This is a genomic window from Alkalispirochaeta americana, assembly GCF_900156105.1.
Classification (GTDB): domain Bacteria; phylum Spirochaetota; class Spirochaetia; order DSM-27196; family Alkalispirochaetaceae; genus Alkalispirochaeta; species Alkalispirochaeta americana.
Genome location: NZ_FTMS01000018.1, coordinates 41859 through 64587 on the forward strand (window position 1 = coordinate 41859; position 22729 = coordinate 64587).

Consider the following 22729-nt stretch of genomic DNA (forward strand, 5'->3'; position numbering starts at 1 on the left):
GGGGTAGAAGAAGGAATGCACTGGTCACTTGCACACATGATTCTGGACCTGGCCCAGAATAGTATCGAGGCCGGATCGTCGCTGGTGGAGCTTTCCGTTGCTGCCCGGGGGAGTATCTGGCACGTGGACATTCGGGATAACGGCTGTGGCATGGATGATGCCCAGAAGGCGGCTGCCCTGGATCCCTTCTACACCGAGCCGGGAAAGCACCCGGGCCGGCGGGTGGGGCTGGGCCTGCCTTTTCTGTTGCAGACGGTCGAGCAGGCCGACGGCGGGTATTCCCTGCACTCCGAGAAAGGGCGGGGAACCCGGTTGTCCTTTTTTCTGGATTCTGCCCACGTCGACTCACCTCCTCTGGGGGATCTGGCCGAGCTCTTTGTGGATCTTATGTGTTATCAGGGCGACTACGAGCTGGTCATCCAGCGTTCCTGCGCACCCGCAGCATCTGCCGACGGGGAGGGGCAGCGGCAGGAAGAGGAGGCTGTCAGGTCTTATGAGCTTTCCCGGTCCGAGCTGGAAGAAACGCTGGGGGAGATCGCCCTGGTGGAAAACCGGCTCCTGGCAAGGGAACTGCTCCTGGACTGGGAGGAGTCGCTCCGGGGGGTATAGCCCCTGGTCACGGCAGAAGGGGCCGGTCGTTCTTCCTGATTGACCTTGCTGGCAGGGTGAAATATATTTCACTGTATCGTGGCGAAGGTGAGAAAGAGCAAACAGCGGGATCGAATACGGGAACTCCTGGAGCGCGAGCGCATCCACGTTACCGCGAGCTGGGTCTACGACCAGCTTCGGGAGGAGTTCCCCACCCTCAGCTTGGGGAACGTCTACCGGAACCTCAACATTCTGGTCCGCCAGGGCGAGGCAAACCGGCTCCCCTTCGGGAGCACCTTCGATGTCTACGAGGCGGTCCGCAAACCTCACTATCACTTTGTCTGCGAGCGGTGCGGAGCGATCGAGGATGTAGCTGTCCCGGGATCGCTTCAGGCCCAGCTGGATTCACTCCTGGACGATTCCAGTGGACATCGCCTGCTCCGCACAACCGTGGAGTTTCACGGTATCTGCCAGGCCTGCCGGAAGAAGGCAACTCCTTCTTCCGAAGACCAGTAACAGCCAACGCTCTTTTTGCAGCCCTGCTGTGGCGCTTCTAGATCACGGTTCCTGCGGGGATTACCCCGTTTTTGGGAACAATGATAATCCCGTCGCGGACAAAGAACCGATCGTAGTCACCTTCGGGCGGAATGCCGTCCCATCCAATGGAACATCCTTCGCCAATCCGGGCGTTTTTATCTATGATAGCTTGCTTGATCCGTGTGTTGCGACCGATTCCGATAGGCGGTACCGAGTGGCCATCTTCAAGCGGCTCCGGCCCGGGCTCTTCGTAATAGTCTGCTCCCATGCAGATAACGCCCTCCAGAGTACAGCCCTCGCCGATAATTGTCCGGATACCGATAACCGTACGAGAGAGACTGCTCTGGGTGATAATGCAGCCATCGGCGGCCAGGGTTTGCGAGATGGTGCAGGAGTTGAGCTTGCTCGGAGGGAGGTCCCTTCGGCGCGTGTAAATGGGCATCTCTTCGTCGTACAAGTTGAAGGCAGGGTAGATATCTGCCAGATCAAGGCTTGTTTTGTAGAAGCTCTCTATGGTGCCGATATCTTCCCAGAAACCGTTGAAGAAGTAGGCGTTTACGTGGCGGCTGCCGATCATGTTAGGGATGACTTCTTTTCCGAAGTCTGCTTCGTCGCTGTCCAGGACTGCTTCCATGGCTTCGGCGTTGAAGATATAGATGCCCATGGAGGCCAGGTAATCTTTCCCCTCTTCGTAGTTGGGTAATCGGGCTGCCAGGGTCTTGGGAATTTTAAGGGAGCTGATGTCTTTTTCCAGGGGGGGCTTTTCGGTGAACTTCTTGATCCTCTTTTTTGTATCCACCGTAAGAATTCCGAAACCTGTTGCGTCCTGGCGGTTTACGGGAAGAACGGCTACGCTCGCCTCGGCCCCGCTCTTTACGTGCTCATCAAAAAATCCTCGCAGATCCATGCGGTAGAGCTGATCGCCCGAGAGGATCATATAGTGGGTTGGTTTTTGCGTGCGAAAATGGACCAGATTTTTTCGTACCGCATCGGCTGTTCCCTCGTACCACCCGGTATGGGTGAAGGTTTGTTCCGCCGCAAGAACCTCCACAAAACCGTTGGTGAAGGAGTCAAAAATATAGGTGTTCCCGATGTGCAGGTGCAGTGACGCTGTATTAAACTGCGTGAGCACGTATATTTTCTTGAAGTTTGCGGCGATGCTGTTGGAGAGAGGAATATCCACCAGACGATACTTCGCCCCGAAGGGAACTGCAGGTTTTGCTCTGTCCGCCGTAAGCGGGTAAAGCCGAGTTCCCTTTCCACCACCCATTACAATTGTTAGTACGTCATGCATAATCTGATTGTAGGGGTACTCCTGAACGGGGTCAAGGAAAGATGATACAATTCTAACTGTGATGATGAATGGATTGATTAAAGATCTTGAACAGGACACTTCCTTTTTGCGTTACGTCTCGCATTGGGCGCGTATTCCCGCAACTGAGGGCTGCACCGTCCCCCTTCCGGCGTCGCTGGATCCCCGACTGAAGGAGGCTCTGTCCCACCGGGGGATCAGGGACCTCTACTCGCACCAGGGGGAGGCGTGGTCGCATGTGGAGGCCGGGAGGAATGTGGTCGTGGTGACTCCCACAGCGTCGGGCAAGACCCTGACCTATAACCTCCCCGTCCTTGATACCCTTCTGGGGGATCCGTCGGCGAGGGCTCTCTATCTTTTTCCCACCAAGGCCCTGAGTCAGGACCAGCAGGCGGAGCTCGGTGAGACGATCCAGGGCGGGGATCTTCCTCTGGCGGCGATGACCTACGATGGTGATACTCCCCGGTCTGTCCGAACCACCCTGCGAACCCGCAGCAGAATCGTCATAACAAATCCCGATATGCTCCACGCCGGGGTGCTTCCAAACCATACCCGGTGGGTTCAGTTCTTTCAGAACCTGCGCTACATCGTCATAGACGAGCTTCACATCTATCGGGGAATCTTTGGTTCTCACGTGGCCAACGTTATCCGGCGACTGAAACGGGTGGCCCGCTTTTATGGGGCCGATCCTCAGTTCATTCTTTGTTCGGCGACCATTGGAAACCCCCGGGAGCTGGCCCGGCAGCTGATCGGAGAGCCTGTTGCGCTGGTTGATAAAAACGGGGCTCCCCGGGGAGAAAAGCATCTTGTTCTCTATAATCCTCCTCTGGTCGATTCTGTTCAGGGAATTCGCCAGGGGGTGGTCCAGGCTTCAAAGGGGCTGGCCCTGCGCTTTCTCAAGCAGGGTGTAAAGACGATCGTCTTCACCCGGTCCCGGCAAAACACCGAGCTTGTGGCAGATTACATTCGTCGCGGCCTTGCAAACGTCTTTACCGATAACGGAGGCATCAGGATCGAGTCCTACCGGGGCGGGTATCTTCCATCGGAACGCCGGGAGATAGAACGAGGGCTTCGGGATGGATCCATCCAGGGTGTTGTTTCCACCAACGCCCTGGAGCTGGGTATAGACATCGGCGGGCTGGATGTTTCCATCCTCGGGGGATTCCCCGGCACCGTGGCGGCCGCCCTGCAGCAGGCCGGGCGTGCCGGGCGGCGTCAGGACTGTTCTCTGGCAGTGCTGGTAGCAACCTCCGCTCCCGTAGATCAATATGTGGTGGAACATCCCGACTATTTTTTCGGACGCTCTCCCGAATCGGCCTGGGTAAACCCCGATAACCCCTATGTGCTGATGGATCAGCTCAAGTGTGCCGCCTTCGAGCTGCCTCTGGACCCCGGGGAACCCCTGGTGCAATCAGCGGGGGAGTTTGTGACCCTCCTGGAAGAGTCCGGGGTCATTCGCTGGGGCGGGGCTACCTGGCACTGGTCCGATCAGAGCTATCCTGCTGAAGGAGTCAGTTTACGCAGTGCCTCCAGCGAGAACGTGGTGATTATCGATACTACAGGCGGAACGGAGCAGGTGATCGGCGAGATGGATCGTCCCTCGGCAAAGGAGCTCCTTTTTGATCAGGCTGTGTATATTCACCGGGGAACCCAGTACATGGTGCGAAAGCTGGACGTTGAAAACCGGCAGTGCCGGGTGGAGCAGCGCCAGGTGGAGTATTTCACCGATGCCCTGGTGAAGGTCGATCTGAAGGTTCTCACCGAGGAGGATGCGATCGACACCGGTGCAGGAACGGTTCTCCTGGGAGATGTCCTGGTGAGAAGCGTGGCTTCGAAGTTCAAAAAAATACGCTTTGGAAGCCACGAGAATGTGGGCTACGGAGATATCTTCCTGCCCGAGGAACAGATGCACACCCGGGCCGTCTTGATCCCCTTTTCTTCGGGCCACCCTCTGGAGGAACCCCTGGAGGAGATGCCTCCCGAGGCGCGGGCGGCTCTTCTGGGGCGTCTGGGCCGAATGCTCCGGGCGGTGGCTCCGGTCTTCCTTATGGCTTCTCTCCAGGATGTGGGGGTTCACACTGCCTTGAAGGATACCCACTTTGGTGTGCCGGCGATCTTTTTCTATGATCGCTACCCTGGAGGAAGTGGTCTGGCTCAGGGCATCGCAGAAGCCTTTCCTTTGCTTCTCTCGGCGGCTCTGGAGCGTGTCTCGAACTGTTCCTGCACCTCGGGGTGCCCTTCCTGTGTAGGCCCCCGGGATGCCCGGCAAGAGGGCTGGGAGGGGAACCCCCGGCAGGCTGTGCAAGCTCTGCTGGCGCGGTGGGTCCGTGGGTGATTTGTACGAGCGGCTCCGGCGAATCCGGGAGCAACAGCGTCGCGGTGCCACCCTGCCGGGAGGAAGCGGTTCATCCCCTCCCGAAGGCCCGGTAACACTTCGCCGGAAATCTGTCACCGGAGGTGCTCCTGGGCCAGGCTGGGAGGAGCGTGCTCCCGGGGTTTTCTACCGTTCTCTTCCGGGCGAGTTGCCCCGGAGCCATGCCTGCCAGGTGTCCCCCGACGGAAGGTGGCGCAGCATCTCGGCAGTTTTTGGAGTGGGGGAGATCTGTTCTCCCCTCTTCCTGGACGTGGAAACCAGTGGTCTTTCGGGAGGTTCCGGGAGCGTTGCCTTTCTCACGGGGCTGGGGCGATTCGTGGGAACAAAGGATGGGGAAGACGATCGCCCCCGGCTACGGGTGGAGCAGCTCTTTTTGGCCGATCTTGGAGCCGAGACGGCCTACACCGGTGAACTTCACCGCCTCATCGGCGATAATCCCTGTTATGTCACGTATAATGGCGCTTCTTTTGATATTCCCGTTTTGCGCACCCGGGCGATCATGACCAGAAGAAATCTCCCCGAAGCGCGTCATCTGGACCTTCTCCCGATCACGCGCCGTCTCTTTTCGCCCGTGATTGGTTCCTGCCGTCTTTCTGCGGTGGAAGAGCGGGTTCTGGGGGTGCAACGGGATGAGGACATCCCCGGCAGTCAGGTTCCCGAGCGCTATCAGGAGTATCTTCGCCGGGGCGATCCCCGGGGAATTGCTCCCGTTCTGGCCCATCATTTCTACGATATTCTGCACCTGGCGCTTCTGGCAGTGCACCTGAACGGGCTTTTTTGTTGCCGGACCCCTTCTTCTGCCACAGGCGAGACGACCGATCTCTCTTCAGGATGTCAGGAGACGCTCCCGGTTGTTGCCGACGAGGCGGCGCGACTTCGCTTGCTCTGGGAAAGAGGAAGTCCTTCAGACCGGGATCGGGCAGCATTCCGGGTTCGGCATCTTCTCGCCTGTCCCGGAAGCTCTTCCGGCAGGGCCCGGGAAAAGCTGGCGGAGCTCCAGATTCGGATCGCCCGAAGCCGAAAGGACTGGCCCGGTCAGGAGGCGGCGCTGCGCCTTCTTCACCGCTATCGGGGCAGCCGGGAAGACGCCGTGGCTCTTGCCAAGTTTCTGGAACATCGTCAGGGCCGTTTCGACGAGGCTTTGCAGGTGGTAAGCGCTGCGGCAGACCGATGGGGCCGGGATGCTTCCCTGGAACACCGGATGGCGCGATTGCTTCGCAAGAAGGCCCGCTACGACGGGCCTTCCCGGATTTCACCGGGCTGATCAAGAAGCGAGCTGTACAGATCCTGGTAGTCTTTGGCGGAACGATCCCACCCGAAGTCTCTGGCCATGGCGGCATCGCGCAGATCTTCCAGGCGACGGGAGGGCTCCTGGTAGATCCGGCAGGCCTCCTGAAGCGCAGCGAAGATACCCTCGGGTGAGTAGTGGCGGATGAGAACTCCCGTTTCGGAATCCACCGTATCGGCCAGCCCCCCTGTGGGGGTTACCACGGGGATGGTGCCATAGCGCAGGGCGTAGAGCTGATTCAGGCCGCAGGGTTCGTAGGTGCTGGGCATCAGGAAAAAATCACTTCCGGCGGTGATCCGGTGGGCCAGGGTCTCGCTGTACCCGATAAGGGCCGAGAAATTGGGAAGCTCCGCCGACAGGCGCTGAATCTCCTCCTGGCACCAGGCTTCTCCTGTTCCGATAAGGATTACCTGAAGGGGAAGTTCTTCGCATATTCGTCGGAGAGCCCCTCGCTCTGTTCCGGCCTGCCTGGTGCCGTTCCCGAAAAGCGCGCCGATTCCCTTCTGCTCGGTGAGGCGGGTTACCATTCCTATCAGGGGAACCTCTGGTTCCGGAGGCAGCCCGAACTCTATCTGGAGCGTTGCCTTGCAAAGAGCTTTTCCCCGGCGGTTCTCCCGGCTATAGCAGGCCGGCAGGGCGGTATCGTGCTGGGGATTCCATTCCTCCCGGTCGATGCCGTTCAGAATTCCCGTCAGTTTTTCCTTCTGCTGTGTTATTTCCCGGTGCAAGCCAAAGCCAAAGGCGGGCGTCTGAATCTCCCGGGCATAGCGGGGGCTCACGGCTACCAGGGCATCGGCCGTGGTGAGGGCTCCCTTCACGAGGTTGATCTCCTGGTTATGCTCGAGCCCGGCCCGACCGCGCTCCTCCGGTGATAGTCCCGTCTCGCGGGATCTGGCGAGGGGGCTCCACCCCTGGTAGCCAAAGTTGTGGATGGAGAAGACCGTTCTGGCCCCGCCCAGGGGAGTTTCCCGGTAAAAGAGCCGGTGAAAAACAGGAACCAGGGCGGTCGGCCAGTCGTGGGCGTGGATGATCTGCGGCCTGAGATCAAGGGCCAGGGCCAGTTGCAACGCGCCCCGGGAGAGAAGAGAGAAGCGGCGAAGGTTATCCCCGTAGGCCTCGGCGGGACTCGGGCCATAGATGCCAGGGCGTCGGAAGAGCTCCCCGTGATCCAGGGCGAACAGATCAACCCCTCCCAGTTCACGGTGGTGACACCCTGTCCAGATTTCCTGATCTCCCAGAGGAACACCCAGGGGGATTTTCAGATCGGTCCAGCCCTCAAGGTCTATGGATTGGTAGCGGGGTAGAACCAGGGAGACCCGGTTTCCCCGGGAAAAAAGGGTTTTTGCCAGGGAGGCCACGGCATCAGCAAGGCCCCCGGATTTTGCCAAAGGATGAAACTCGCTTGTTACAAAAAGAATATGCACGGTCAGCGATAATAACTGATTCGATAGGGAGATACAAACGAAAAATGAAGGCCGTCATAGAGTCGCCGGGCTGCGGTGTTGTCTTTTTTCACAAAGAGCGATGCCCTCCGGCCTTCCCGGGCCAGATCGGCAAGAAGGTGAGTCATCAGGAGGCGGGCTATTCCCCGTCCCCTCCAGGAGGGAACGGTGTAGACGCCTCCGATCTGATCGGTTCCCATGCCGCGGGCGTTCGTGGCGACCCGGCCGATAACATCGCCCTGACAGACTGCAACGAGAACGCGCTGGCAGGTCAGGCTGTCGATGAGGGAGGTCTTGCTGTGTTCCGGGGCCGGTCTGGTTCCCGGAAGCAGCACCTCCTCTATCTCGTAGGCGATCTGAAGCTGGAGAAGACTGCGCCACTGGTCCGGACGGGGGCGAACGATGCTGATATCCCGGGGGGCTGGCATTCTCCGGGGATAGTCCGGGGGGGAGAGGCTCAGGAGATCGTAGTTAACCCATGTGCGGGGATTTGCCCCCAGCAAGGCTGTCAGGGCCTCCACATGAGCCTCGGCACCCATGATCGTGCGGGGGCGCAGAAAGGCGCCAAAGTTCCGGCGGAGGGCTGCCTGGGCGTGAAGATCTTCCGGGCTGTATCCCGAAAAGAAGGGAGCAAAAAAACCGCCCGGTCCCTGATAGACCGCCCCGCAGTTCTCCCGGAAATGGACGCGCCCTCCGCCGTGGAGGCGTCGATCCAGGGGGAATCGACGCAGACGGTCGCTCACAACGGTAGCAAGCGGTTCGTGGCGTTCCAGGTATTTCACCAGGTCAGATTGCTCGGGAGAGGAGACGATTTTCCAGAGGGCGCGGGAGCCGCTGTTTCTCATGATCCCTTGCTCCTTCAGGTGCTCCTTCAGGGATAATTTAAAAGGAGCGGTAGCGATCCCCGGGGCTGATAATGACCCTGGATAACGCTGAAGCCTGCTTCAAAGCTCTCTCTGCCCCAGCCGTAAACGGCGATCGCGTTTTCCACCCAGGGGAGTGCTCCCAGGTAGATCGGTGTCAGGACGCTGTAGACGATGACCTTGGCGTTTTTGGGTCGGGCAGACTGAAGGATCTCCAGCGTGTTGGGATCGCTCAGAAGAAAGATTACTGTATCGTAGCGGTCCATCTCGGCGGCCCAGCGGTTCCGGTCTTCCGCCAGGGAGGAGTAAAAATTACTGCCCCGGAACCGCAGTTCTCCGGCTCCAGGAAAGAACTGCCGACCCACGGCAAAAAAGGTTGCTCCCCGGCCTGCCAGAAGCACCCGCTCTCCCTCCCGGCGGGGATGGGGGAGGGCTGTGTCACGGATCATGGTGATGCTTCGCCCCGCCTGGTCCAGGAAGAAGGTCTGGGCCTCGGGGATGCGAACAAACTCCCGCACCGTGGAGGCATCAGGGAAAAGAGGTACGCGCCATTCCGGAATCAGATAAGCGATCTTGACGCGCAGGGTCCGCCGAACCGATTCGTCCACGCGGCGGCGAAAATCTGGTTCGGTACGGTAGGCTTCCAGGAGGGTTCGCCAGATCAGGCCGTTAAAAGCGGGAGTTCTTGAAAGCATGACACTGTCGTTTCCTGCCAGAACGGCCTGTTTTATGAGCTCTGCAAAGGTCCAGCCCTGACGCTCGGCGTAGACCAGGGCGCCTCCCATGTACATATCGTCGGTGATTACGATTCCCTCAAAGCCCAGGTTTTCCCGCAAGAGGGTGATGTTGAAGTAGGGCGAGAGGCTCGCCGGGGTCTCGACCCCCGAAATTTCAGGAAAGCTCAGGTGCCCTCCCAGGATCGCAGGTATCCCCTCGCGGATCAGCATTCTGAAGGGCAGGAGATCCCGGTCCCAGAGGGTCTGGAAGGAGTCGTTGAGTACCGGAAGGACGCCGTGGCTGTCGCCCGTGGCGTTCCCGTGGCCTGGAAAATGTTTCGCCGTGGCGATCACGCCGCTCTGTTCCTGGCCCCTGAAGAAGGCCGTCCCCAGCAGCCCCGTTTGGGCAGGGTCGTGAGAGAACGCCCGGGGACCGATCACGTGAGCCTCGGGGTTGATGTAGACATCTACCGTGGGGGCAAAGTTCATGTTCACTCCCAGGGCGCGCAGCTCCTGGCCAATGTAGCGGGAGCTCATCATGGCGTCGTAGGGGAGCCCCGAGGCCCCGATGGCCATGTTGCCGGGGGTGATCAGGGTTCCTCCCTTGATGTGCCGGACCCAGCCGCCCTCCTGATCGGTGGCGGTAAAGAGTGGTATGCCGTTTTCGGTGGCGATGCTTTTGCGCTGCATCGTCGTGAGAGAGCGGGTCAGGGTCACCAGGTTCTCGGCGTTCCAGCCGAAAATCTTGACTCCCCCCAGGTTGCGCTCGGTGATCCACCGAAGAATCTCGTCGCTGGGTTCCTCTCCGCTCCAGGCAAGCATGAGTATTTGGGCCACCCGCTCCTCGTCGGACATGGAAGCCAGGAGATGCTCCACATGGTGATCAATCGCCTCGGAGGAGGCGGGCCAGCGTAGCCCCTGGAGCTCTTCGGGAGGCAAATTCCAGAAACGCCCGCCCGGTACGGTGGCCGATTCCTGGTCCTGAGGTTCGATATTCCGGGCGGTGTAGTGCCGGCTCTGGGCTGGCAAAGGGACAAGAAGTACCAAAGCTGCAACAAGCGCGGGAAATGTCAGGGGAATCCGGTGCATGATCAGAAAAGATACCAGATTCAGTCGTCCCGGGCTATCCCCTTTTTCCCGGAAGATATGCCGGGAAAAAAGGGCGATGGCTGAATCAGAGGCCCTGAAAGAGCAGCCATCGGCTCAGGAGCAGTTCTGCCTGAACCAATCCCGCAGCCTGAAGCATTCCTGCGAGAAAAAAGATCAGGGCCGCTGCGGTTGCAAGGATCATCCCCCGTCTCCGATGGCCCCGTCCTATCTGGCCCCTTCCCTCACGGATAGTCCTCTCACGAATTCTTCGGACCAGCGAGGTGCCGCCGGGAACAAGAAAGATCACTCCCGCTGCAAGAAAGACAAGGGAAAAGACCCGCCGCGCCTCCCCCGGGGCCGAGATGCCCCACTGGTGCAGACGAAACCCCGCCGAAAGAACGGAGGCGTTGATCTGCTGGAACTGTCCCAGGGCGATGAGTGCGCCCAAAAGCACCAGAAGAACGCCGCTACCCCGGCGGATTCTCCCCAGGTGCGGGCCCAGCTTGGGTGTTGTCCTGACCAGGCGGGAGAACATCATCCCCCCGGCAATAAAAGGTATCCCCAGCCCCAGAGAGTAAGCTGCCAAAAGCAAACCTGCTCTGGCAGGATCGCCGCCGGATCCGGCAAGAAAGAGAATGGAGCCCAGAAGGGGGCCTATGCAGGGAGTCCAGCCAACACCAAAGGCCGCTCCGGCAAGAGCCGCCCCGCCCAGCGAGGAAGGTTTTGCAGGAGCTGCTCGCCAGCTCCCGGGAAGTATCTTTTCCAGAAACAGGGGAAGGTTAAAGACCAGGGCAATTCCAAAGAAAACCAGAACCGACCCCGCAGCCAGATTGATCCAGGGCAGGGCCGGAGCAAAGAGCAGGGCCGGGCCCGAGAAGAGAAACCCCAGGGCGACAAAAACCGCAGAGAAACCCAGAACAAAGGCGATCGTCCTGCCCAGAATCAGGGAGTTCCTGTGATCCCCCCGGGAGAGTTCGGAGAAGCCCACGCCGCTGATGAAGCTCATGTAACTGGGCACCAGAGGAAAGACACAGGGTGAGAGAAACGATACAAATCCCGCCGCCAGGGCTGTTGCCACTGCGGCCACCAGGGAGAGATCACCGACCATATTTTTCTTCCAGAGCAACAATCCTGCGAAAAGTCTGGATAACCCGGGGCGCCGACCAATCCAGGGCTCCTTGGACCACGGCAAGGACCGTTCCTTCCGAAGAGATCAGGTACGACGTGGGAATGCTCCTGATTCCGTAGGTAGCGGAAATCCTGCCCGAGGAATCCATCAATACGGGAAAGGTGGTTCCCGTCTCGTGCACATATTGCCGCACCTGGAGAGGGTTTTCCTGCATGTTCACCGAGAGAATCTTCAGACCCGCTCCCTGAAACTCCCGGTGCAGTTGCTCCAGGGCGGGTTTTTCGATCCGGCACGGGGGACACCAGGTGGCCCAGAAGTTGAGGATCACCAGATTCGGACGGTGCTCCTCCAGGGAAGTACTGCCTCCCGAAAGCAGGGGGGCGGTGAAATCGATCGCTTCTATTCGCCGTGACGGGCTGTTGAAGCCCAGCGACGAGAGCAGTTCCCTCTGTTCTGCCCGGATTTCCGGGGGAACGTCCGCTGCCGCCGCGACGGAAAGGGCCGCAAAGGCCAGAACACAAAGAAGGCGTCTCGGGAGCCTTTTGTAAAAGGTTTGTGTTTTTCTATATGCAACTGTCATGATGTTATACTGTAGCAGTCCCGATGGCAGGAATCAAGAGGGCCAGGGCGTTGTAGGCGGCGTGCCCCAGGGCCAGGTGGTGAATACCCGGGCGGAGTATCCAGACTGAGCCCAGGAAGATGCCGCTGATCCAGGCAAAGAAAACAGCCTCGGGGCCTTGCCACTGATGAGTCAACGCAAAAAGTGTGGCCGAGATCAAAAGAGCCGGCATCGACGATAGACCCGCCTGGTTGAGGCGGATCAGCAGATAGGCCCGGAAAAAGATTTCTTCTCCGTAGGCTACCGCCAGAAGCGTTCCTGTCAGCAGGGGGATAGTGGTCAGGGGAGCGGTGATCAGAGGTGAAGAGGCGCTCTTCGGTGAAAAGGGCTGGCCCGAGGAAACTGTGAGTGCCCGCAAAAGTGCTGCCAGCGCCAGAAGGCTCAGGGCGATTGCCCCGGCTCCCAAAAGCGTCTTTCCGCTCCAGACCTTCCAGGGAGATCGCAAGAACTCCGCCTCTCCCTGAACATCCAGAAGGTGTATCACCAGAAGGGCAAAGACCGTCTGTTTTATTGCCACTGCCAGAAGTCCCTGGGGACTGTCCAGAAAGGAGGCTCCTCCGGGGGATCCTGCAGAGAAATACCCGGGAAGAAACACAATGGCCCAGAGAAGGAAAATTTCACGAAACCGTTGCATGGGAGCGCTCATGGAGGTGCTATTTTCCCTGCCCTGGAGGGCGTTGTCTACAGGTGTCTACAGTCCTCTTTTGACGATGGCCTCTTTTGATCCTTCTTGCAGTTCCACTTCCTCTGCCGCTACTATAGTATCGGTACCGTCGCTATCGCAGTATCGATGCGTTCCAACCGATTATCCTTCCCGGGAGAGAGCTTGACGTGGAGCTTCTGATACCAGCCATGGTGCTGGTCCTTGTAGTAGCCTTGGCCTATCTTGTGTTTCGCCGCGACGGCCTGGGGGGATCGTGGCTGCGTTTCTACGTGCGGGGAAAGGAAACGGGCTTTTCCCTTGCCGAGGTTCATCTGCTTCGCAGAGCTGCTCGTGAGCGGGGGCTTTCGAACCCCGAGATGCTCTTCTGGAGTGTGCGGGCTCTTGAAGCGTGTCTTCAGCGGGTTCTTGAGCAGTACCATCTGGCGGTGCCTGCCCGGGAAGAGGAGCGGCGCCGGTTTCTGAACAAGCTCTTCGATTTTCGCGCTCAGCTGGAGTTCCGGAAGCCCAAATACCGCCTGGGAATATCTTCCACGCGAAGGCTCGAACCGGGCCAGCCTCTCAAAATAACGGTGCCGGGCAAGGGGGTCTTTCTTGCAAGAGTCGCCGAGACGGCCCGGCGTTATGTTGCGGTGAGCCTTCCCGGGGAAGGAGTTCGTCTTCCACCGGGATTCTCCTGGAAAACCCAGAAGCTGGGGGTCTATTTCTGGCGCAAAGACGATGCCGGCTACTATTTCGAGACTACTGTCCTCAATGTTCCCCGGAATCAAAAAGTGTTGATGCTCCACCTGGCCCACGAGGATCATCTGGAACGGAGCCAGAAACGAGCCTCGGTCCGGCGTGAGACCAATCTGGCCGGTCGGGTATATCCCCTGCGAGACCCTGCCCAGGGAAACGAACTGGAAGAGGCCTCAGGGGGGTATCGTTGCAGGGTTCTGGATATTTCCGAGGATGGCGCCGCCCTGGCTCTGCGGGGGCGGGTCGCAGCGGGGTTTTCCCTGAAACTCCAGATTGAAGTCAACGGTGCGGTGCTTATTCTCTGCGGTGTTATCCGTTCTGCCAACTACCACAGCGAGAAGCATATATCCATACTGCATCTCCAGGCACAGCCCCCCTCTGGCGATATGAGAATCAAAATCCTCTCCTATGTGTACCGGCTCACGGAGGATAGGTCCGGGGAGGACCAGCTTGAAGAACCATACCCCCAGGAGCCTCCTCCCAAGGAGGATTCCCCCCGGAAAGAAGCGTGGGAGCACGGGCCACCCGGGGAGGAGTGAAATTCTTCGTTGCAACCACCGGTTCTTTCAACTACTATAACAGTATGATAACCTCCGTAAAATCTGCCGGCCTTGTGGCCGTGCTGGTCTTTTCTGCAGGAATCCTCCAGGCCCAGACGGGGAGACTCGGGGTATTCCAGCGAAATTTTGCCGCTGCCAACGTGCAGACAAAAATAGAAATTCTCCGCGGTGCCGAGAGCGAGGACCCCCGGGCCTTTGGCCCCCTCTACGAACAGTCCTTGCGCTATGTTCTCAGCAACTCCCGTGAGCTCTACACAAGCCCGCTTCTGCGCGAGATCGCCCGGATATCCATTGATCGTCTGGATGAGGGGGAATATCTTCCCGCTGTGGGAGATCTCTGGCGGCTTTTCCAGGTCTTCGATGAAACCTCCACGCGAATCCGGGTTCTTGAAGTGATCGCCGCCATGGGTTCCGGGGATGAGCGCGTCGTGGAAGGTCTTGTCGACTGGGTCCGGCGTCAGCATATCGTCTCCCAGGGAGGTGGCAGGCCCGATCTTCAAGTCCTTTCCGGCGCGGTGAAAGCTCTGGGGGATCTTCAGGTTCCTCAGGGGTTTGGCGTTTTAGTCGATACGGTACTTTTGCAATATCCCGATTTCGTTACCACCCCCGCCCGGGAGGCTCTGGGAAAAATAGAGGGGGCTGTGGCCGATCTCGCCCTGGCGGCGGTGAGGAACCGTCCCCTGGTAGAGCGTCGTCCTGCCTTCACCTTCCTTCTGGAGAGCGGGTTGCTGTCGCAGGAAGAGCGTCTTGAGCTTGCCCGGACCGTTCTGAGCGATGCCGAGGCCGCAGGCACCGGCGATATTCGGGCTCAGGAGGAATATCGGCAGATCCGTTTTGCCGCCGCCGCCGTATTGCGGGTCGGTGAGTACAGTCCCGCTACACCCGAGGTCATCCGCCATTTCAACCAGACGGTTCTTGAGTTCGAGCGGGGCAGGATCAGTAGCGGCCCTCTCCTGGAAGCTATCGCAACCCTGGGAGCAATGGGCAACGAGGAAGCAGCCCGCCGACTCACCTCGTATCTGGAGCTGGTCAACACCTACACCGAGACCGATCGTCCCTATGACACCCAGATTGTTCTGGCGGTGATCGGGAACCTGGAATCTCTGGGAAATTCTCTGGCTTTTGACGCAATGTTTTACACCACCCTTCTGGAGAACTATCCCAGTCGTGTTCGGCAACGGGCCAGAGAAGCGCTGCGTTCCGTTGCTCCGTAATATCTCTATGTGAGAAGAACTGTTTTTTTCTGGGGCCCCCCTTCTCGGGGGTGCCCCGTGGCGGCCGTGTCGGTTCTGACGGCGCCCGAGGTGTGGGCCTCCCTCATTATTTTTGGAGGGCTCTCCCTCAGGATGGGTCTTGCCGGCGGGATGTTCCTGTTTTCCTCTGCCGTTGCTGTTCTGGTCCTGATATCAACAACCCCTCGTTGGCCGAATCGTGCTCCCCCCGAAAATCCCGGTCTCCCCGGAGATCCTGGTCTCCCCGAAGATACCGGGCCCTCCGAAAAACGGCTTTCCCTGGTTTTCCTCCGTCTCGGAGCGGGATGTATTTTGGGGTTGATCGCTGTTATCGCCGGCGAGGTCCGGATTGCTGCGGCCGATGCTCCCCTGGCGGCGACGATCGATCCCCGGGGAGGGCTGTGGGTTTCCGGCACCCTGGTCGATGATCTTCGCCCGGGAACCTCGTCCCTGCGGCGGATCGAGCTGGCCGTTGACCGGGCGGGTGATCGCCGGGGCTGGCAGGGAGACGCCCGGGGGCGGGTGGTGGTACTTTGGCGGGGAAGCGAATATCTTCACGCCGAAGAGAGAAGAATCATCCCCCTCAGGGGAGATCGTCTGATAGTCTCTGGCCTGGACGATCTGCCTGGCCTGGATCATCCAGGCCAGGCGAGTTCTCTTTGGGTCTCGGAGGATCAGCTCTCCCTTCTTCCTGGCCGGGGGCCCGTGGCGGTGCGGAGGGTGGTCCGGAACTGGATGCGCCGGCGTCTGGCCCGGCTCGATGCTCTGGGCGGCCCTCTGATTCTTGCCCTGCTTCTGGGAGATCGGGGGGCTCTCTCGGAAGATCTCTCAGGGGCGGTCCGTTCCGCCGGAGCATCCCACGCCCTGGCCCTTAGCGGGATGCATCTGGGGGTGCTGGCGCTGATTTTGTACGCCGGTCCAGCCCGGTTTCTGCCGTACCGTTTGCGCGGAGTTGCTGTTCTCCCCCTCCTGGCAGGGTACGTCTGGGTGGCGGGATTTATTCCTTCTCTGGTGCGGGCCTTCGTCCTGATCGCGCTCATTTCGCTTGCCCGCTTTCGGGGAAGAAAGACCCCCTTGCCCGTGTTGCTGGCGCGAACGGTCTGCCTGGTGGCTCTGGTGGCTCCGGGAATTGTCCAGAACGTAGGGTTCCAGCTGTCCCTGCTGGCGCTTCTGGGAATCGTTGTGGCCGGCCCCCCCCTGGTGGATGGCTTGAGCCGGTTTCTGCCCCGACGGTTCGCAGAGTATACCGGAGTCTCCCTGGCGGCGATGGTCGCTACAGGGCCGATATCCTGGTTCTCCTTTGGAACAATTTACCCGGCAGGTATTCTCTTTGCCGGGCTTCTCTCGTCTCTGGTGGTGCTGGTGATGTGGTGCGGGCTGGTCTTCTTGCTGACGGCAACCCTTCCCGGTCTGGGTTCGTTCCTGGCGATGCTGATCCGGTGGCAGGCACAACTTCTGTTTCAGGTCGCCCGGTTGGGAGGAAGCATACCGGGGATTGTTCGTACCGGTGATCGCCTTTCCGTTTGGTCTTCTTTGAGAGCCTCCTGGGAGGCCTCGTTTCGGAGCTCTCCCTGGGCTCTTTTGATCCTGGGGGCTATAATCGCAGGGGGCACCGGGTGTATCATCAGGCAGCATTGTCTCCAGAGGAACCAGTCCCGGAGTGACCAGTCCCAGGGAAGACAGCTCCAAAAAGAGAGTAACCATGAATCACAACTCGATTTCTGAAATACGAGACCTTCTGGATCGTCACGAGATAGGTCTGAAAAAGCGCTTTGGCCAGAACTTTCTGACCGATTCGGCAACCCGTCACCGGATCGGTTCGCTCATAGCCCGGACGCTGCCAACGCCACTTCCCGGCAGCGGAGAAATCTGGGAGATAGGGCCCGGCTTGGGATCACTTACCGATGAGCTGCGTGGTCTGGGCTTGCCGATCCGGCTTTTTGAGATCGACCGGGGGGTAATCCGCGTGCTCCGGGAGCGCTACGGCGACGAACTGCCGATAGAGGAGGGGGATTTTCTCGACACCTTTCAGGGGCTCCCTGCTCCGGGAGCGATCGTGGGAAACTTGCCTTACCACAGCGCGGGGGCGATGGTGCCCCGCATCGTCGAGTCGGGGCTGGCCGTGCCTGTCATGGTCTTTCTTCTCCAGTCCGAGATGGTGGACCGGCTGGTTTCCCCCCGGGGGTGCAAGACCTACAGCGCCCTTTCGGTTCTCGTCCAGAGCCACTACCGGGTCGAGCGGGCTTTTTCAGTTCCTGCCGGGGTTTTTTACCCCCGGCCCCAGGTAGGGTCTGCCGTGGCTGTTCTGAGGGAGCTTCCTCACCGGCCTTCGCGGGAGGTAACGGAACGGATATCCCTCCTGACCCGGGAAGCCTTCGGCCAGCGCCGGAAAACGCTGCGGAACACCTGGAAAGCCTGGCTCCCCGCCCTGGAAGAATGCGGGATCGATCCCGGGCTCAGGCCCGAAGAACTGCCACCCGAGACGTTCCGCCTTCTGGCAGAACGCCTCCTGGGTATCCTCCCCGAGAGCGAGTAGCCCCGAGCGATCAGGGATGGTCGCTAGACGATTCCGTACCGCGTCAGGAGTGCGTCGATCGAGCGCTGGTTTTCCTCGCTCAAGGGTACCATGGGCAAGCGGTAGCTGTTCTCGCAGAAACCCGCCCGATGCATCATATATTTGATGGGTACCGGATTTGTGTCGAGAAAGAGAGCTCTGAAGAAGGGAAGCAACTTGTAGTGAGCCTCCCGGGCATGGGCCCACTCACCCTGCAGGGTTTGGTCCACCAGTTTCACCATCCGCGAAGGGATCAGGTTGCTCGCCACCGAGACAACTCCTTGCCCCCCCAAAGAGGTAAGAACAAAAGCCAGGTTGTCGTCTCCCGAGAGAACGGCAAAATCCTCGGGCAGACGGGCGATCACATCCATCATTTGGGAGATGCTTCCGCTCGCCTCCTTGATCGCCACGATATTCGGGTGGTTGGCCATACGCACCAGCGTGTCGGTCTCGATGTTCTTTCCCGTGCGTCCGGGAATGTTGTAGACCATAATGGGCAGATCCACTGTGTCGGCGATGGTCGTGAAATGGCGGTAGAACCCCTCCTGGGAGGGCTTGTTATAGTAGGGCGCCACCTGGAGAGTCGCCGTTGCGCCAAGCTTCTTTGCCTCGCGGGTCATCTCGATCGCCTCAGCCGTGGAGTTTGAACCGGTTCCGGCGATCACCGGAACTCTTCCCCGGGCCTCCTCAATCACAATGCCGATGACGCGGATGTTCTCCTGGTGCGTCACAGTGGGGCTCTCCCCGGTTGTTCCCACCGGGACGAGGCCCGCCACGCCGGCCTCAATCTGGGCGTTCACAATCCGCCGCAGGGCTGGTTCATCAATTGCCCCCTCGGCGGTAAAGGGGGTGATCAGTGCTGTGTAGACTCCCTTGAACATATGAAAACTCCTTGTATTACTGGTCTTGGAACAGATCGTTAAAAAACTCGTCCACAGGAACAACGTCCTGGCGCGAGGAAATCCACTCCGCAGCCTGGACAGCTCCCAGGGCAAAGCCCTGTCGCGTCCGGGCCCGGTGGGTCAGTTCCACCGTGTCTGCCACGGAATCAAGATAAACCGTATGGGTGCCGGGAATGAACCCGACACGGCCAGAAATGACGTGGAGTTCTTCCTGTTCGATCCGGCGGTGCAGTGTTTCGGGTTGAATGGTATTCTTGCAAGAGGTCTCCTGCAGAAGCCCTTCGGCGATGGTCAGCGCCGTTCCGCTGGGGCTGTCCTGTTTTTGCCGGTGGTGCAGTTCCATCACGGCGCTATCGTAGGCTCCGGTTTTGTTGGCCAGACGGGCAGCATACCGGGAGAGCCTGAAAAAGAGATTGGCTCCCACGGAAAAGTTTGATCCGTAGACCAGTCCTGTGCCGGCCTCCCGGGCCGGTCGGAGGACCTCCTCCCGCTCCTGGTCCCATCCGGTGGTGCCAATCACCCCATGCCAGCCGTGACGGGCGTAGTAGGCCACGTTCTCCCTGATCTGCGGGGGAAGGGCAAACTCGATCACCGTTACGGGGTTTTCGAGAGTGCTGGCCGGTTCCAGGGGGGGGAGCTGCTCCAGGGATGCAGCGGTTGCTCCCGGGGCAAGAGGATCCACCGTAGCAAGGATCTGGTGTCCCCGTTCGCGGGAGATCGCCTCGATCTCCCGTCCCATCCGGCCATAGCCGACGATCACTATTCTCATGGAAGCCTCCAGGTGCTTACAGTGCTTCCTGGCAGAGCGTCACTGCCGAGGTGGTGACGATATCCTCAACGGAGCACCCTCTGGAGAGGTCGCTCACGGGTTTTGCAAAGCCCTGCAGGAATGGTCCGTAGGCATCAGCCTTGGCCAGGCGCTGCACCAGTTTGTACCCGATATTCCCCGAGTTCAGGTCGGGGAAGACCAGGGTATTGGCGCAGCCTGCCACGGGGGAACCGGGCGCTTTCTTCTCTCCCACCGAGGGGACCAGCGCTGCGTCGGCCTGGAGCTCGCCGTCCACGGCAAGATCGGGTTCCTTCTCCTTCACCAGGGCCAGGGCCTGGGTCACCTTGTCCACCGCGGGGTGCTGGGCCGATCCTTTTGTAGAGAACGAGAGCATCGCCACCTGGGGGGTGGTGTTCAGAAAGGTTCGGCAACTCTGGGCAGCTGCCCGGGCGATCTCAGCCAGTTGCTCCGCCGTGGGGTCGGGAATAGTAGCACAGTCGGAAAAGATCATGTGGCCCTCTACTCCCCAGGCGGGATCGGGCACCCGCATGACAAAGCAGCTTGATGCGAAGGTTGTGCCCGGGGCGGTCTTGATGATCTGAAAGGCTGCCCGCAGAACGTTGCCGGTGGAGTTCTCGGCACCAGCCACCATGGCGTAGGCATCGCCCCTGCGGACCATCATGGCTGCCCAGTTCAGGGGAGCCTCTATGGCTTTCAGGGCTTCCTCGCGGGTCATCCCCTTTTTCTTGCGCAACTCCGCAAGCTCGGTTGCGTAGGCCTCTTTTTTTGATGATCCGGTCGGGTCCTCGATGGTGATTCCCGTCAGATCGACTCCGGCGTCGGCAGCGGCAGCTTTGATAGCCTGCTGCGCTCCCACGAGCGTTACCGCTCCGGCGAGTTTGTCATCCAGAAGGATGCGGGCTGCCTGGATTGTCCTGGGCTCGGTGCCTTCGGGCAGAACCAGGGCGCGCTGCAACTTTCGGGCCTGGGCTTTCATCGTTTCAACAAATTCCATGAATTGGCTCCTTGCGTTATAAACCTCTGCTCCTGTCTGCGTAGAGAGACCTTTCTTCACAGGGGCTTTCCACGTTGGAAGAACACCCTGAAGGCCACACCTCTGAAAACGGGAGCTGTGGGCAAAAAATATCGATACAGGAAGAGTAGCATAGATCGAGAGAAAATGTAACTTGAGGAGAAGGGGCATTTACGGGCATACTCACCGCTGTGAACGAGGAAGAAAAAGAGTCCGTCGGCACTGATGCCGCCGGAAGAGGGCCATCGGTCGGGAGATCTCCCCTGGCTGCAGTGATCGGACTCGGAAGGTTCGGATCTTTCTGGGCGGGAATGCTGGCTGGGCATTATCGTGTGTTGGGAACCAGCCGCCGCCAGGTAGCTTCCTTGCCCCCGGGGGTGGAACAGGTTCCCCTGGAGAAGGCTCTGGATGCTCCTGTGGTTTTTCTGACCGTGGCAATCTCGGCAATGCCCGGAGTGTTGCGCACCATAGCTCCTCTGCTGAAACCGGGCACGGTTGTGGTGGACACCTGTTCAGTCAAGGTCTACCCGGTCCGCCAGATGAAAGAGCTGCTACCCGATTCGGTGGATATCATCGCGTCTCACCCCATGTTTGGTCCCGATTCAGCCCGGGAGAGGGAATATCCCCTGCCGATAATTCTCTGGCCCGTCAGAAATCGCCAGGGCCGGTACGATGAACTGCGCACCACTTTTGAAGGGTTGGGATTGCGGATCGTGGAGATGTCTCCCGAGGCCCACGATCAGGAGGCGGCCTTCACCCAGGGAGTGACCCACTTGGTAGGGCGGGTCTTGCGGGCCATGGATCTTGAGCCGAGTGATATCGGCACCCTGGGATACCGGAGGCTTCTTCAGGTGATGGATCAGACCTGTAACGATCCCCTGGAACTGTTCCGGGATCTGCAACGATTTAACCCGTCCACGAGGGAGATGAGAGAGGCCTTCTCCCGGGCCTTCTGCCAGGTGGAGAATTTGCTCACACCGGATGATCGGGCTGTTCCGGACCAAGTTGCCCCGGATCAAGCTCCCCCGGGGAAAGAAGATTCTTCCGGGGGGGGCGATCCTCCCTGGAACGGACGTTCTTGACGAGGGAAGCCCCCCCGCTGTAGCGTTGCACCATGGCAGAGTTACGGGTACGCACCATTGACGAGTCCGAGCTGGAAACTGTTCTTGGCGAGGATCTGGAGTTTGAGGGGACGATTGAGTTTGCCGAGCCCCTTTTGGTAAAGGGACGCCTCTCCGGAGAGATTCGGGCCAAATCGGATCTCTTTGTGGCCGCTTCTGCGGAAGTTGTCGCCGACGTTCATGCTGAATGCGTCTCGGTGCGAGGGACCGTGCGCGGCGATGTCACCGCCGCAAAGCGACTGGAGCTTTTTTCAGGAGCCTCCCTGGAGGGCAATATCGCCACTCCCGATCTGGTTGTGCAGAGCGGGAGCACCTTCTCCGGGTCCTGCCGCATGGGGAGCGACTTTCCAGAGAAGTCTCCCGAAAAAGGAGCTGCTGGTGGGGGCCGGGCACCCGGAAACGCTGCGACGCCGGAGAGTCAGAGACAGAATCAGGAGGGCCACCGTGATGAGGCGAGTCAAAGTGAGTAGTGTTTCCCTTCCTTTGGGAATACGGTCTCCCTCGGGGGGGGCATCGCCAGGGCTTCGCCGCGCCTTTCCGGGAAAACTCGGGTGCGTGGTTTTTCTCGGGGTGTTCTTTCTGGGGCTCGGTCCGATCCCCGGGGTGGCCTCCCAGGATCGGCCCGACGCGCTGGTGCTGTATCGCCAGGGACAATACCAGCGGGCCGTGGAGATCACTCTCCAGGAACTTGAGGAAAACGCTGCCAATCTGGATGCCTATACTGTTCTGGGATGGAGCCTGCTCGCCCTGAACAGATACGACGAGGCCTTGCAGTACGGAGAGCGGGGTCTCCGGGTGAGCCGTTTCGATAACCGGATTATTCATATTGTGGGCGATGCCCATTTCCGCAAGGGCAACCATAGCGCCGCCCTTCAGCACCTTCAGAACTACGTGGCTCTTGCCCCGGAAGGCCGGCAGCTTCCCCATGTCTATTATATGATGGGCGAGATCTTCCTGAACTTCGGGGAATACAACCACGCCGATATCGCGCTCACCCAGGCTGTTCTGCTGGCAGCCGACCGGGCTCCCTGGTGGGCTCGTCTGGGCTACGCCCGGGAGCAGGCCGGATCGAAGGAGGGGGCTCTCCAGGCGTATCAGGCTGCTCTGGAACGGGCGCCTGCGCTCCCCGAAGCACTTCAGGGTGTGGAGCGTCTCCAGGGCTGAGCCCCTTCCGAGGCTGGTTTTTTTAGCCGATTTTGCCG

21 protein-coding genes are annotated in these 22729 nt (G+C 59.7%); 11 read left to right on the forward strand and 10 right to left on the reverse strand.

The window, feature by feature from the left end; genetic code table 11:
• Positions 1 to 15 precede the first annotated feature (15 nt).
• A complete protein-coding gene (locus BW950_RS12745) occupies positions 16 to 609 on the forward strand; it encodes an ATP-binding protein (RefSeq protein WP_083944007.1) in 594 nt (197 codons plus the stop codon).
• Between the two features lie 87 nt (positions 610 to 696).
• Entirely contained in the window at positions 697 to 1104 is a 408-nt protein-coding gene (locus BW950_RS12750; RefSeq protein WP_159438803.1) for a Fur family transcriptional regulator, read from the forward strand.
• 37 nt (positions 1105 to 1141) lie between these two features.
• Here BW950_RS12750 and BW950_RS12755 read toward each other — a convergent pair whose 3' ends face one another.
• Positions 1142 to 2419 carry a glucose-1-phosphate adenylyltransferase gene (locus tag BW950_RS12755; RefSeq protein ID WP_076489698.1) on the reverse strand — a complete coding sequence of 426 codons (1278 nt, stop codon included), beginning with the start codon at positions 2417 to 2419 and terminating at the stop codon, positions 1142 to 1144.
• A gap of 64 nt (positions 2420 to 2483) precedes the next feature.
• Between BW950_RS12755 and BW950_RS12760 the strand changes: the two genes are divergently transcribed.
• Entirely contained in the window at positions 2484 to 4772 is a 2289-nt protein-coding gene (locus BW950_RS12760; protein ID WP_234969112.1) for a DEAD/DEAH box helicase, read from the forward strand.
• Positions 4765 to 6075 carry a ribonuclease H-like domain-containing protein gene (locus BW950_RS12765; RefSeq protein WP_076489700.1) on the forward strand — a complete coding sequence of 437 codons (1311 nt, stop codon included), beginning with the start codon at positions 4765 to 4767 and terminating at the stop codon, positions 6073 to 6075. Before BW950_RS12760 ends, BW950_RS12765 begins: the two co-directional genes overlap by 8 nt.
• On the opposite strand, the gene BW950_RS12770 is transcribed toward BW950_RS12765, so the two are convergent.
• From BW950_RS12770 to BW950_RS12795, 6 genes are all read right to left on the reverse strand, one after another.
• Positions 6042 to 7523 (reverse strand): glycogen synthase, encoded by a 1482-nt coding sequence (locus BW950_RS12770; RefSeq protein WP_076489701.1) that lies wholly within the window; start codon positions 7521 to 7523, stop codon positions 6042 to 6044. The genes BW950_RS12765 and BW950_RS12770 overlap by 34 nt on opposite strands.
• Positions 7524 to 7525: 2 nt before the next feature.
• Positions 7526 to 8386: a GNAT family N-acetyltransferase gene (locus tag BW950_RS12775; protein ID WP_076489702.1), complete on the reverse strand. Its 861-nt coding sequence runs from the start codon at positions 8384 to 8386 to the stop codon at positions 7526 to 7528.
• Positions 8387 to 8412: 26 nt separating this feature from the next.
• A complete protein-coding gene (locus BW950_RS12780) occupies positions 8413 to 10209 on the reverse strand; it encodes a glycoside hydrolase family 3 protein (protein ID WP_083944011.1) in 1797 nt (598 codons plus the stop codon).
• A gap of 85 nt (positions 10210 to 10294) precedes the next feature.
• Positions 10295 to 11317 (reverse strand): cytochrome c biogenesis CcdA family protein, encoded by a 1023-nt coding sequence (locus tag BW950_RS12785; RefSeq protein WP_076489703.1) that lies wholly within the window; start codon positions 11315 to 11317, stop codon positions 10295 to 10297.
• Entirely contained in the window at positions 11307 to 11918 is a 612-nt protein-coding gene (locus BW950_RS12790) for a TlpA disulfide reductase family protein (RefSeq protein WP_076489704.1), read from the reverse strand. Before BW950_RS12790 ends, BW950_RS12785 begins: the two co-directional genes overlap by 11 nt.
• Positions 11919 to 11922: 4 nt before the next feature.
• Positions 11923 to 12603 carry a CPBP family intramembrane glutamic endopeptidase gene (locus BW950_RS12795; protein WP_083944012.1) on the reverse strand — a complete coding sequence of 227 codons (681 nt, stop codon included), beginning with the start codon at positions 12601 to 12603 and terminating at the stop codon, positions 11923 to 11925.
• 185 nt (positions 12604 to 12788) lie between these two features.
• On the opposite strand from BW950_RS12795, the gene BW950_RS12800 reads away from it, so the two are divergent.
• From BW950_RS12800 to rsmA, 4 genes are read left to right on the forward strand one after another with little or no spacing between them, the layout of a single operon-like run.
• A complete protein-coding gene (locus BW950_RS12800) occupies positions 12789 to 13895 on the forward strand; it encodes a PilZ domain-containing protein (protein WP_076489706.1) in 1107 nt (368 codons plus the stop codon).
• The gene (locus tag BW950_RS12805; RefSeq protein ID WP_143559243.1) at positions 13892 to 15130 is read left to right on the forward strand and encodes a hypothetical protein; all 1239 of its coding nucleotides are present in this window, start codon (positions 13892 to 13894) and stop codon (positions 15128 to 15130) included. The genes BW950_RS12800 and BW950_RS12805 overlap by 4 nt, the downstream gene beginning before the upstream one ends.
• Before the next feature lie 57 nt (positions 15131 to 15187).
• Complete coding sequence (locus BW950_RS12810) at positions 15188 to 16873, forward strand: ComEC/Rec2 family competence protein (RefSeq protein WP_076489708.1); 1686 nt, start codon at positions 15188 to 15190, stop codon at positions 16871 to 16873.
• Positions 16851 to 17684: a 16S rRNA (adenine(1518)-N(6)/adenine(1519)-N(6))-dimethyltransferase RsmA gene (gene rsmA / locus BW950_RS12815; RefSeq protein ID WP_076489709.1), complete on the forward strand. Its 834-nt coding sequence runs from the start codon at positions 16851 to 16853 to the stop codon at positions 17682 to 17684. Before BW950_RS12810 ends, rsmA begins: the two co-directional genes overlap by 23 nt.
• A 23-nt stretch (positions 17685 to 17707) precedes the next feature.
• On the opposite strand, the gene dapA is transcribed toward rsmA, so the two are convergent.
• From dapA to pta, 3 genes are read right to left on the reverse strand one after another with little or no spacing between them, the layout of a single operon-like run.
• The gene (dapA, locus tag BW950_RS12820; RefSeq protein ID WP_076489710.1) at positions 17708 to 18583 is read right to left on the reverse strand and encodes a 4-hydroxy-tetrahydrodipicolinate synthase; all 876 of its coding nucleotides are present in this window, start codon (positions 18581 to 18583) and stop codon (positions 17708 to 17710) included.
• 16 nt (positions 18584 to 18599) lie between these two features.
• Positions 18600 to 19373, reverse strand: coding sequence for a 4-hydroxy-tetrahydrodipicolinate reductase (gene dapB, locus BW950_RS12825; RefSeq protein WP_076489711.1), 774 nt, complete (start codon positions 19371 to 19373; stop codon positions 18600 to 18602).
• A 16-nt stretch (positions 19374 to 19389) separates the two neighbouring features.
• Positions 19390 to 20388, reverse strand: coding sequence for a phosphate acetyltransferase (pta, locus tag BW950_RS12830; RefSeq protein WP_076489712.1), 999 nt, complete (start codon positions 20386 to 20388; stop codon positions 19390 to 19392).
• Between the two features lie 329 nt (positions 20389 to 20717).
• On the opposite strand from pta, the gene BW950_RS12835 reads away from it, so the two are divergent.
• From BW950_RS12835 to BW950_RS12845, 3 genes are read left to right on the forward strand one after another with little or no spacing between them, the layout of a single operon-like run.
• The gene (locus tag BW950_RS12835; RefSeq protein ID WP_083944015.1) at positions 20718 to 21488 is read left to right on the forward strand and encodes a prephenate dehydrogenase/arogenate dehydrogenase family protein; all 771 of its coding nucleotides are present in this window, start codon (positions 20718 to 20720) and stop codon (positions 21486 to 21488) included.
• Positions 21489 to 21520: 32 nt separating this feature from the next.
• Positions 21521 to 21997 (forward strand): bactofilin family protein, encoded by a 477-nt coding sequence (locus BW950_RS12840; RefSeq protein ID WP_234969110.1) that lies wholly within the window; start codon positions 21521 to 21523, stop codon positions 21995 to 21997.
• Positions 21975 to 22691 carry a tetratricopeptide repeat protein gene (locus tag BW950_RS12845; protein ID WP_083944013.1) on the forward strand — a complete coding sequence of 239 codons (717 nt, stop codon included), beginning with the start codon at positions 21975 to 21977 and terminating at the stop codon, positions 22689 to 22691. Before BW950_RS12840 ends, BW950_RS12845 begins: the two co-directional genes overlap by 23 nt.
• Positions 22692 to 22729: the final 38 nt, after the last annotated feature.